This window comes from Acidimicrobiales bacterium, assembly GCA_040219085.1.
Classification (GTDB): Bacteria; Actinomycetota; Acidimicrobiia; order Acidimicrobiales; family JAVJTC01; genus JAVJTC01.
The window spans coordinates 18,830-29,403 of the sequence record JAVJTC010000044.1; the positions used below are offsets into that span (position 1 = coordinate 18,830).

The following is a 10,574-nucleotide window of genomic DNA, read 5'->3' on the forward strand; positions in this document are numbered from 1 at the left end:
TCCGGTGCGTCAGAACAGTGGTGCGGTGACGATGTGTCGGTCGGAATCGACCAGGTCGATCCGCCGGTTGCGGATCCGCCATGCGCCGTCCTCCTCGACGTGGACGTCGTCGAGACGGCCCGTGAAGGTGTGACGACCCGACGACTTCACGACGGAGACGACGACCGTCGCCACGATGCGCCGACCTCCGTCATGGTCCCACGCCTCCACGTTGGTGATGGCATGAGAGACCGGGGGCGGCGGCGTCTCGGACCACGCGACGCCACTGAGCATCCGGGCGATGCGGTCCTCGAGGCGGCGCCGGTCGTCGAACACCACCTGCACGCTGCGGCGCGGGTCCCCGGCGCGGTCCGAAGGGATCCAGTAGACGGCCTCACGGGCGAACCCGGCGAGCCATCCGAGGAGATCGTGGGAGTCCACCAGGCGGGCATGGTGGTAAAGGAACGCCTCGGCCTCGTGACGCAGGGCGGCGTCGGTGGACGGCGGCAGCGAGGCGACGCCGTCGCGCAGGGCGACCAGTTCGGCGTAGCGGGCATCGTCGAGCCATTTCGACGGGGCCGGCGAAGGAACCTGCGCCATGAGTTCCTCAGCGGACATCGGCGGCCACCTTCGTCATCGCGTCGACCCACCGGCGCCAGAACGCCCGCAGGGTCATCTCGTCGGTGGAGGGCGCGGTGGTGGGCCGGCCGTCGGGCCCGTCCCCGCCACGCCAGATCCCCCGGCTCATGTCCACCCACTCCATCTCGGCGACCGCCAGTCCCTCCTGGCAGCGTTCGAACATGACCAGGTCGTCCACCTCGCCGAAGTTCGGGAAGTCCTCGCCGATCCGCATCCTGAGCAGGTTCACCTCGTCGGGGACGCCGTCGAGCGTTGTGGCCCACCACTCGATGTCGGTGCGGTCGACGTCGACGGGGATGACCACCTGGATCTGGTTGGCGATGAGCAACAGGTTGGGGAAGACCTGAAGGTTCACGCCGCCACCCGGGGTGCGCTCGAGAAGGTCGGCGAGCTGATCGGCGTCGTCGCCGACGCGCCCGGACAGCGATGCCACGGCGGCCTCGCCGCCGGGGGTGGGACGGGCCCGCTTCCACAGCGACGGCCCCATGGCCGGCCTTTGGAATAGGACCGTGTGGCCGTTACCGAGGTCCTCGACGTACATCTCGGTGTCGGAGGGGTCACCGGAGAAGTGGGTGCGGACCTTCTCGTGCCGGGGACGGCTCACGTGGACGGACCGGTGCGTGAACGGCGGATGGTAGGAGTCGTGGGCGTTGTCCCACACGAGCTTCCAGTTGCCCCGGAACGTCGTGCGGTAGGCGCCGTTGCGGGCGATGAGGCCGCCCGTCGGCGAGCGGTCGATGAAGATGTCCATGACCTCCGCGGCGCGCCCCAGGTAGGTGCGCAGGTCGGGCATGTCGTCGGACATGGTTCCGAAGACGAAGCCCCGATAGCTCTCGACCCGCGGGATGCGGCCGAGGTCGTACCCGCTGCGGTCGAAGTCGGGTCCGTAGCCCTTCGGGAAGGGGACGGCGACGCAGGACCCGTCGTTGGAGAACGTCCAGCCGTGGTACGGGCAGGTGAACCGCTTGGCGCTGCCCGAGCCGGTGTCGCAGAACCGCGCGGCCCGGTGGGTGCACCGGTTGAACAGCGCGTGGATCGCGCCGTCGGACGCCCGGGTGAGGATCACGGGTCGACGGCCGAGCTGGGTGGTGATGTAGTCGTCGGGCGCGGGGATCTGCGACTCGTGTCCGAGGTAGCACCACACCGACGCGAACAGTCGGGTCATCTCGTGGTCGAAGACCTCGGGGCTGACGTAGGCGAGACGGTGGACGGCGTCGTCGCGCACGAGTGCCTCGATCTCGGCGGCGTGGAGCCCGTTCGGTCTCAGCATCAGGGGATGTCCTTCGCGTCGGGTTCGTCGGGCGGAAGCTTCTCCACGATGGCCGGCGACAGGCCGAAGCTGCCGACGAGGAGGGTGTCGCGCTCGTCGTCGGTGACCACGTCGGTCGTGAGTGCCCCGTCGGGTTCGAGGCGGTGGACCTTGTTGCGGGAGTAGGTGATCACGCCGCCGTCGTCGGTGTTGCGTCGGATGACGAAGAGGGTGTTGAGGACGCTGCGCTCCCGCGAGATCTCCCACCGTCGCGAGTAGAGATCGGGGTCGTCGGTGCGGACGTTGATCCGGTAGGTCAGTCGACGTTCGCTGTGACCCGTGCGGAAACGCACCTCCCAGGTGCCGTCCACCGGCGTCGCCTCCGCTGCGAGCAGCGGCGATCCGCCCCGGGTGGGTGCCGTCGGGGCCAGGGGTATCGGCTCCTCACACAGCACGTAGCCGTCGATGTCGTACAGCGCGCCGTCGAGGTTCACGAGTACGCACCCGTGAGCAGGCCCGGCCCACGGCGGAGTGATACCGACCATGTGCCCGGCCCCGACCGACACGTCGTAACCGACTGCGGCGAGAAGCCCGTAGAGGCCCATCGCCGCACCCCAGCAGGTCCCACCGGTGCCGAACTCGAGGTACGCCTCGAGGAACTCGGTGGCGTTCGTCACGGGCAGGGGACCCGGGTCCCGCGCCGAGAGGTGGATGCGCTTCAGCAGGTTGTCCGAGGGCACCGTGCGACACCAGGCCGTGTACAGCGCGGTGAGCGAGGGGAGGTCCGGGGTGGTCGGCGCGGCGACGCCAAGCCGGTCGAGGACGTCCCCGACCAGCCCGCCGTCGAGACGCCACGCTGTGTCCACCGCCGGACCTCCCTCCCGCAGCGTCATCAGCCGATCGCCGCCACCTGGTCGTCCCAGGCGACGAAGTCACCGGCGTTGGCGGCGTCGTACTGCACGACGTCGGTCAGCACCGTGACCTGCCACTCGGAGGGGTCGGCTCCGGAGAGCGCGGCAATCGCCAGCTCTGCCATCTGCGCTCCGGCCGCAACGGGGCCGAAGTCCCAGTCGGCGGAGATCGAACCGTCCGCGAGCCCGGGAAGGGCCTCGGGCTGCATCTGGAGGCTGAGGATCGTGACGGCGTCACTGAGTCCGGCGGCCTCGACGGCACCGGCCGCGCCAGCCGCACTCGCGCCGTTGTAGGCGACGATCGCGTCGACGTCGGGGAACCGGGTGAGAACGTCCTCGATCAGAGGACGGGCGCCTGCGGCGTCGTCGGTGGGGTTGTCGACCCTGTCCACGAGTTCCAAGCCCGGGTAGGCCTCGAGGGCGGTGGCGAACTGGGCCGCGCTCTCTTCGATCAGGGCCACGGGTGCGACGAAGCCGATGAACACGACCTGTCCCTCACCGCCGAGGACCTCGTTGAGGTAGGCGGCCTGCTGTTCGGCGGCCAGCTGGCGGTTCTCGACCACCTGGGCCTGCACCGGCGAGGTCGGCGGCGTGCCGTCGTAGTTGAACTCGATGTCGAGTCCGATCGTCGCGATGCCGGCGTCAACGGCCCGCTGCAGCGGCGGGAGGATGGCCTCGGTGACGACGGGGGCCGGCACCAGGATCACGTCGGCGCCCCGGGCGATGCACTCGTCGATGTCGGCCACCTGCTTGTTCGGGTCGAGGTTGGCCGCCACGGTGGTCATCTCGATGCCGGACAGCGCGAGGGTCGCCTCGGTGCCGTCGGCCATGGCCTGCACGTAGGAGTTGCCTGCTGTCGGGTCCGAGAAGCACACGAGCGCGTCCTCGGGGATGCCGCCGTCGTCAGTGGCCGCACCGTCGTCGGCCGACCCGTCATCAGAGGCCGCGCCATCATCGGACGCAGCACCGTCATCAGAGGCCGCGCCATCATCGGACGCAGCACCGTCATCGGAGGCAGCGCCGTCATCGGACGCAGCACCGTCATCGGAGGCCGCACCGTCATCGGACGCAGCGCCGTCATCGGAGGCCGACGTGTCGTCGTCGTCACCGCACGCAGCGGCGACGAGGCTGAAGACGACCACCAGCGCGAGCAGCCATCTGATTCTTCCGGGGGTTCTTCTCATTGTGTTTCTCCCTCTTCCTCTTCGGTCATCTCCGACGCGGCGCGTCGGACAGCGAACTGGAGCCTCAGGCGGTCGAACCCGAGGGCGGCGATCAGGACACCGCCGGTGACGACGTTCTGCCAGAACGACGAGACACCGGCCAGCGTGAGCGAGTTGTCGATGGTGGCGAGGAACAGCACTCCGATGGCTGTCCCGCCGACGCCGCCGACACCGCCGACGAGCGTCGTACCTCCGAGGAGGATCGCAGCGATCGCGGTCAGCTCCCACCCCTGGGCGACGGTGGGCGAAGCCGACGCGAGCCGGCCGACGAGGAGAACGGCGGCGACGCCTGCGAACAGGCCGCTGATCGCGTAGACGCCGACGCGGACCGGGCCGACGCGGATGCCCGCGAGGGTGGCGGCCTGTTCGTTGCCGCCAACCGCGTAGACATCACGGCCGAAGTAGGTGAACCGCAGGAGGTATGCACACACGATGAGCCCGATCACCATGATCACCGCGGGCACGGGAACCGATCCCCACTTTCCGTCTCCGAGGTCGACGAGGAAGTCGTCGGTGACGGTGGTGGTCCTGCCGTCCACCCAGATGAGAGCGAAGCCGCGGTACGCGGCGAGGGCGCCGAGTGTCACCACGAACGGTGAGAGCCCGAGCGGCCCGATCAGCACCCCGTTGGCGGCGCCCATGAGGGTCGCCAGGCCGAGGGTGAGCAGGATCGCGACACCGACGGGCATGGTTCCGATGAACTGGGAGAGCGCGACACCGGACAGAGCGAGGATGGACCCGACCGAGAGGTCGACGCCCCCAGAGATGAGCGCATAGGTGGCGCCGACGGCCAACAGGAACAGGCTGGCGTTGGATCGCAGGATGTTCGTGATGTTGGCCTCGGTGAGGAACCGGTCCTGGGTGAGGGCGCTGTAGAGGATCAACAGCCCCCACACCGACAACAGCCCGGCCTTGGGGTGCGAGAAGACGGCCCCCAGGCTCCTGCCGGCCGAGGGCCGTCCACCCGTGGCGGAGACGGTTGCGCTGTCAGCCATTGGCCGCTCCCTCCAGCTCGGCCATCCCTGTGGCAGCGGCCACGATCGCCTCTTCGTTCATGTCTTCGCCGGTCAACTCGGCAGCGACGACGCCGTGATGGAAGACGAGGATGCGGTCGCACAGCAACAACAACTCGGGGATCTCCGAAGACGCGACGACCACGCCCGCGCCGGAGTCAGCGACGTCCGCCACGAGCCCGTAGATGTCGGCCTTGGCGCCGATGTCGACACCGCGGGTGGGTTCGTCGAGCAGCAGGACCCGGGGCTCCTCGCGCATGGCACGCGCGACCACCACCTTCTGCTGGTTGCCGCCCGAGAGCGTGGACACGGGGGTGGCGGCTGAGGGCACCTTGATCGCAAGCCGCTGCTTCCACGTGTCGAACTCGCTGGCGTGTGCGGCCCGCCGGTTCAGCCGCAGCGGGGACCTCGTGTCGGTCAGCCCGAGGTTCTCCCCCACCGACATGGACATGACGAGCGCCTTGCCTCGGCGGTCGTCGGGGACCAGGACGACGCCACCACGGCGACATCCCCGCGGCGACGGCGGCACCTCGACGCCGTCGACGGTCACCGATCCGGCCGCCCGTGACCGCAGCCCGACGACCGTCTCGAGGAGCTCGGTACGGCCGGCGCCGGCGATCCCGGCGAGGCCGAGGATCTCACCGGCGCGGGCTTCGAAGGAGATGCCCCGGACGCGCCCTGCCCGATCGGTGAGGCCGTCGACGCTCATGACGACGTCGCCGGGCCCGATCCGGCGGTCGTGGACGAGTTGGGAGAGCTCACGGCCCACCATGTTGCGCACGAGCCAGTGCTCGTCGACCTCCGCACGGGGCGCTCCCGCGACACGGGCGCCGTCGCGCAGCACGGTGAAGCGGTCACCGATCTCGAGCATCTCCCGCAGCCGGTGCGAGATGAACACGACGATCAGGCCGTCGGCGACGAGGCCCCTCACCACCTCGAACAGGCGGCCCACCTCGGCGGGATCCAGCGAGCTGGTGGGCTCGTCGAGGATGAGGACCCTCGCGTCGGAGGAGATGGCACGGGCGATCTCGACGAGCTGTTGCTGGTCGATGGGGAGCTCGCCGGCCGGCCGGTCCGGGTCGATGCCGACCCCGAGGCGGGCGAGCACGGCCTCGGCCCGCCGGGATGTCTCGCCCCAGGCGATCCCCCACGGCCGGCGGGCCTGGCGGTGACCGAGGAAGATGTTCTCGGCGACCGAGAGGTGGGGTGCGAGCGCGAGCTCCTGGCTGACCAGCGCGATACCGCGCTCCCATGCGTCGGAGACCCTGCGGAACGTGACGGGGGCGCCGTCGAGGACGACCCGGCCGCCGCCGGGGCGCTCGGCACCGGCGAGCACCTTCATGAGCGTGGACTTCCCCGAGCCGTTCTCGCCGGCGAGCACGTGCACCTCGCCCGGCTCGAGCACGAGGTCCACACTGCGGAGCGCGTGGACACCGGGGTACTTCTTGTCGATCGCCTCGAGCCGCACGGAGGGGGCTGACGCGCTCACACGGCCCCCTGCTGGTCGGCGATCAGATGGTGCTTCTGGACCTTGCCCATGTGGTTGCGGGGAAGCTCGTCGATGAAGCGGATGCGGCGGGGACGCTTGTAGCCGGCGAGATCACGCCGCAGCGGCCCGAGGAGGTCTTCCTCGTCGACCGCCGCCCGTCCGGGCACCACGAAGGCGACGACCTCCTCACCCCATTCCTCCGACGGCATGCCGACCACCGCGGCCTCGCTGACGAGCTCGTTCTCGAGGAGCGCGTTCTCGATCTCGCGGGCGTAGACGTTGTACCCGCCGGTGACGATGAGGTCGATGTTGCGTCCGAGCAACTTGAGATATCCGTGGTCGTCGACGGCGCCGATATCACCGGTACGCAACCAGCCGTCGGCGTCGACGGCATCGGCGGTGGCCGCCGGGTTCTCGTAGTAGCCGGCGAACACCGACGGACTGCGGACGTGGACGATGCCCTCGGGGTCGAGGCCGACCTCCACACCGGGCAGCGGGAGCCCGACGCTTCCGGGCACGCGGAGCCCTTCGTAGGGGTTGGACACGCAAACCAGGGCCTCGGTGAGTCCGTACCGCTCGAGTGGCGGGTGGCCAGTGGCGTTCTGGAACTTCTCGAAGAGGGTCGGCGCGAGGGGCGCCGATCCCGACACGCACAGCCGAAGCTGCGCCATGCGTGCGACGTCGGGGTCCGTGACCAACCGGTGGTACATCGTGGGCACCCCGAAGAACATCGTGGCGTCGTACTTCGCCACGGCGTCGGTGACCCATCCGGGGTCGAACTTTTCTGCGACAACCGCGGAGGCCCCCACCAGCAGCAGCGTGTTCAACGAGAAGCACAGCCCGTGGACGTGGGAGAGCGGCAGCGTCAAGAGCAGCCGGTCTTCGGGCTGCCACCGCCACGCCTGCTCGAGCGCACGCGAGCAGGAATACAGGTTGCCGTGGGTGATGACCGCACCCTTGGGCCGACCGGTCGTGCCGGAGGTGAAGCAGATCAGTGCGGCGTCACCGGGTTCCAACTCGTCGAGACCACCGGTGCGGGCGTCGCCGGGGTCGGCAAGGAGACCGGCGCCGGCGACGACCGGGACGGAAAGGCCCATGCCAGCGAGCGTCTCGCCGGGATGAACGACGAGCGAGACGCCGGCGTCCCCGGCGATTCTGAGGATCTCGGCGCCGGTGGCACCGGCGTTCATGGGCACGACGACGACGCCGCTGCGCAGAGCCCCGAGGTAGCAGGCGATCATCGGCAACGAGCTGTCGCCGCACAGTGCGATGCGGTCGCCCCGGGAGACTCCGTGGCGACGCAACGCTCCCGCCGCCCGACGGGAGAGGTCGTCGAGATCGCCGCCGGTCACCCACTCCCTCTCGCGGGTCCACAGCACCGGTCGATCTGGTACAGTGGTCCATCTTTCAGACCACTTCGCGGGGAGCGTCCCGACGAGGAGTGCGGCCGCATCGATCGCCGATTCGCCCTGAAAATGGCGGGACGACGGCTCGAGCAGCACCGTCCACTGATCTGCCATGGCTGGACGATAGTGGTCGGGTGGTCTACAGTGCAAGCCTGTCAGGGTCCGTTCGAGGGAAAATGGCGCACTGAGTTGATGACTTCGGCATCGCCCCACATCGAGCCCGACGAGCCCGCATCCGGTGACGACGGCGTGACCCTCGAGGACATCTCGATGGAACCCATCCGCCGCAACCCGCTGTACTTCCAGGTGCGCGAGCGCATCGAGCGACTCGTCGACGAACTCGGCCTGAAGCCGGGCAGCCGCCTCCCCTCGGAGCGCGAGTTCGCTGAGCAGCTCAGCGTCAGTCGCCAGTCCATACGCCAGGCCCTCGCCTCGCTCGAGAGTCAGGGTTACGTCGAGATCCGCCACGGCTCCGGTGCGTACCTGAAGGCCACGCCACCGAGCCCGTCGCTGTCGGCGGCGTTGACCGACACGCTCGTCGGTCAGAACCAGAACCTGCCCCACGTGATGGAGGCCCGGTCCGCCCTCGAACCCAACGCCGCCTACCTCGCGGCTCAGCGCCGCACCGACGCCGACGTCGCCGCCATGGAGGCGGCGCTGAGCAACATGGAGGAGGAGGTCGACGCAGGCGGGATCGGTCAGAGCGGCGACCGGGAGTTCCACCGGGCGATCTGGACGGCGGCACGCTCACCCGTCATCGAGAACTTTCTCGACCGGCTCGGCGACGGCATCGCGCGTGTGCGCGACGAGTCGCTCTCCCAGACCGGTCGCCCCCGCGAGTCACTCGCCGCGCACTGGCGCATCCTCGAGGCCATCCGCAGCGCGGACCCGCCCGGGGCGCGCAACGCCATGGAGCAGCACATGTTGACGGTGCGGAACTCCCTGCTCGTGTCCGAGCTCGAACGTTCGGAGCACCCCGGATGAACGGCGAGGTCCACGTCGGATCTCTCGGCGACGGGCACCTCTCGGTCACGCTCGCCGCGCCTGACCGTGCCAACGCCCTGACCGCGGGTCTGGTCAGCGAGCTCACCGACGCGCTGATCGGCGCAACGCGTGAACCCGGGGTCCGATCGGTGACCCTGCGCGGCGACGGCCGCCACTTCTGTGGAGGGTTCGACCTCTCGTCGATGGGCGCCCAGGACGACGAAACCGTCGCACACCGGTTCCTCGGGGTCCAGCGCCTCCTCGAGACGGTCGGCACGCTGCCCGTCCTCACCATCGCATCCGTCCACGGAGCCGCCTACGGGGCCGGCGCGGATCTCGCTCTCAGCTGTGACGTGCGGCTCGGGACCGGCGGCGCCCGCTTCGCCTTTCCCGGCTACCGCTTCGACGTGGCGCTGGGGACCGCTCGCCTGGTGGACACCGTCGGACGCACCCGCGCCCTCGACGTGTTGATGTCGGGCCGCCCCGTCGACGCGCCCGAGGCGCTCGACATCGGCATCCTCACCGAGCTCGTGTCCGACGAGTCCGAATTGGAGTCCGCGGCGCAGCGGTGGCGGAACTCGGCCGACCGCCTCGAGACCGCAAGCCTCGAGAGGCTTCTCGGCAACGTCCGCTTCGCCGGCCACGACGCCGCCTATGCCGCCCTTTCCCGCAGCGCCGCGCGGCCGGGGCTGGCGGAACGGATCACCGAGTACGCGAACAGTGTGAAGAGCTGACAGAGAGGGAGACGAAGGTGCGCTACGCCGCGTTCCGCCACGAAGGTGATGTCGTCATGGGAACCGTCCGAGGGGACGGTGTCACCGTGGTCGCCCCTGTGGACGACTTCTACGCCGATCTCGACCGGTGGAGCTCCACGGAGGGGGACGGCCCCACCGTCGACATGGCGGCGGTGCAGCTGGAGCCGCCCGTGCCCGGCACCGCCCGGGTCATCTGCGTCGGCCTGAACTACGCCATGCACATCGCCGAGACCAACTCGGAACGCCCCGAGTTCCCCAACCTGTTCTCGAAGTTCCGCTCGACCCTCGTCGGCGACGGTGCCGACGTGCCGGTTCCCCCCGGGGACCATCGCTTCGACTACGAGGGCGAGCTGGCTGCCGTGGTCGGCCACACCGGGACCGACGAGGCCGCCGTCTTCGCCTACACCTGTTTCAACGACCTCACAGCGCGGACGTGGCAGAAGAGCGTCACGCAGTGGACGCTCGGCAAGAACGCCGACCGTTCGGGGCCGATCGGCCCGACGCTCGTCACCGGCGACGAGCTCGGCGACCCCTACGACCTGACGCTGGTCACCCGTCGCAACGGCGACGAGATGCAGAACACCAACACGGGCCTGATGTACTTCCGGGCGGCGGACGTGCTCGACCACGTCGCCAAGGTCATGACCGTCCTGCCCGGCGACGTCATCGCCCTCGGAACCCCGAGCGGCGTCGGCTACCGCCGTGAGCCGCCCGTGCACCTCGGCCCCGGCGACACGGTCGAGGTGGAGATCGACGGGATCGGCGTGCTGACCACCCACATCACGAAGGGACTCACCTGATGACCACGACTCCGACCATCGAGAGCCTCGGCCACGTCGGCATCTTCTGTCGCGACCTGGCCACCCAGGTGGACTTCTACACGGACGTGTTGAACCTCGAGGTGACCGACCGGGACGAGGTGGCCG

10 protein-coding genes are annotated in these 10,574 nt (G+C 69.6%); 3 read left to right on the top strand and 7 right to left on the bottom strand.

Annotation, left to right across the window (positions count from 1 at the left end; genetic code table 11):
* Positions 1–9: 9 nt before the first annotated feature.
* From RIE08_18330 to RIE08_18360, 7 genes are read right to left on the bottom strand one after another with little or no spacing between them, the layout of a single operon-like run.
* Entirely contained in the window at positions 10–597 is a 588-nt protein-coding gene (locus RIE08_18330) for an aromatic-ring-hydroxylating dioxygenase subunit beta (protein MEQ8719564.1), read from the bottom strand.
* Positions 587–1,888, bottom strand: coding sequence for a Rieske 2Fe-2S domain-containing protein (locus RIE08_18335; GenBank protein MEQ8719565.1), 1,302 nt, complete (start codon positions 1,886–1,888; stop codon positions 587–589). Before RIE08_18335 ends, RIE08_18330 begins: the two co-directional genes overlap by 11 nt.
* Positions 1,888–2,760 carry an arylamine N-acetyltransferase gene (locus RIE08_18340; protein ID MEQ8719566.1) on the bottom strand — a complete coding sequence of 291 codons (873 nt, stop codon included), beginning with the start codon at positions 2,758–2,760 and terminating at the stop codon, positions 1,888–1,890. The genes RIE08_18335 and RIE08_18340 overlap by 1 nt, the downstream gene beginning before the upstream one ends.
* On the bottom strand, positions 2,760–3,962 hold the full coding sequence (locus RIE08_18345; GenBank protein MEQ8719567.1) for a substrate-binding domain-containing protein: 1,203 nt from the start codon (positions 3,960–3,962) through the stop codon (positions 2,760–2,762). The genes RIE08_18340 and RIE08_18345 overlap by 1 nt, the downstream gene beginning before the upstream one ends.
* Positions 3,959–4,996, bottom strand: coding sequence for an ABC transporter permease (locus RIE08_18350; GenBank protein ID MEQ8719568.1), 1,038 nt, complete (start codon positions 4,994–4,996; stop codon positions 3,959–3,961). Before RIE08_18350 ends, RIE08_18345 begins: the two co-directional genes overlap by 4 nt.
* Positions 4,989–6,503 (bottom strand): sugar ABC transporter ATP-binding protein, encoded by a 1,515-nt coding sequence (locus RIE08_18355; protein ID MEQ8719569.1) that lies wholly within the window; start codon positions 6,501–6,503, stop codon positions 4,989–4,991. The genes RIE08_18350 and RIE08_18355 overlap by 8 nt, the downstream gene beginning before the upstream one ends.
* Positions 6,500–8,023: an AMP-binding protein gene (locus RIE08_18360; protein ID MEQ8719570.1), complete on the bottom strand. Its 1,524-nt coding sequence runs from the start codon at positions 8,021–8,023 to the stop codon at positions 6,500–6,502. Before RIE08_18360 ends, RIE08_18355 begins: the two co-directional genes overlap by 4 nt.
* A gap of 78 nt (positions 8,024–8,101) precedes the next feature.
* Here RIE08_18360 and RIE08_18365 point away from each other — a divergent pair, with 78 nt between their 5' ends.
* Genes RIE08_18365 through RIE08_18375 form a run of 3 tightly spaced genes read left to right on the top strand, consistent with a single transcriptional unit; the run spans position 8,102 to position 10,448 of the window.
* Complete coding sequence (locus RIE08_18365; GenBank protein ID MEQ8719571.1) at positions 8,102–8,893, top strand: FadR/GntR family transcriptional regulator; 792 nt, start codon at positions 8,102–8,104, stop codon at positions 8,891–8,893.
* On the top strand, positions 8,890–9,627 hold the full coding sequence (locus tag RIE08_18370; GenBank protein MEQ8719572.1) for an enoyl-CoA hydratase/isomerase family protein: 738 nt from the start codon (positions 8,890–8,892) through the stop codon (positions 9,625–9,627). Before RIE08_18365 ends, RIE08_18370 begins: the two co-directional genes overlap by 4 nt.
* A 56-nt stretch (positions 9,628–9,683) precedes the next feature.
* Positions 9,684–10,448: a fumarylacetoacetate hydrolase family protein gene (locus RIE08_18375; protein ID MEQ8719573.1), complete on the top strand. Its 765-nt coding sequence runs from the start codon at positions 9,684–9,686 to the stop codon at positions 10,446–10,448.
* Positions 10,449–10,574: the final 126 nt, after the last annotated feature.